At 66.3% G+C, this 502-nt stretch carries 1 protein-coding gene; it reads left to right on the top strand.

Annotated features, from left to right (window positions below; genetic code table 11):
* Positions 1 to 502 (top strand): contractile injection system protein, VgrG/Pvc8 family (locus NLU14_RS21340; protein ID WP_275710416.1); only part of this gene is annotated, 502 nt, incomplete at both ends.

Genomic DNA, 502 nt, shown 5'->3' with positions numbered 1-502 from the left:
CCCCTGCGGCGCTTCCACGGCGTGGTCAACGAATTCGCCCGGGGCGACACCGGCCACCGCCGCACCCGCTACGACGTCATCGTCCAGCCCCCGTTGTGGCGTTTGGGCCTGATGCACAACAGCCGCATCTTCCAGACCCAGAGTACGGATGCCATCGTGCGCACCCTGCTGGAAGAGCGAGGCCTCATCGATACCGTGTTTGACCTCAAGCGCACCCCCGAGGAACGGGAATACTGCGTCCAGCACCGGGAAAGCGACCTGGACTTCCTGGGCCGCCTGGCCGCCGAAGAGGGCTGGCACTACCGGTTCAACCACGGCGATGTGGAAGGCAACGACCAGCCCGCCCTGATCATCGCCGACCACCACGGCGATGCCCCCCGGCTCGACCCGGTGGAATACAACGGCAAGGCCGGTGGCAGTAGCCGCCAGAGCGCCGTCTTCCAGTTCCGCTACCAGGAACGGATCCGGGCCGCCTCCGTGGCCATGAAGGACTACACCTTCA

The sequence above is a fragment of the Marinobacter iranensis genome, from assembly GCF_029207565.1.
Classification (GTDB): domain Bacteria; phylum Pseudomonadota; class Gammaproteobacteria; order Pseudomonadales; family Oleiphilaceae; genus Marinobacter; species Marinobacter iranensis.
Note: the sequence above shows the minus strand (reverse complement) of the source record. Positions and strands in the feature narration are given on the sequence as shown.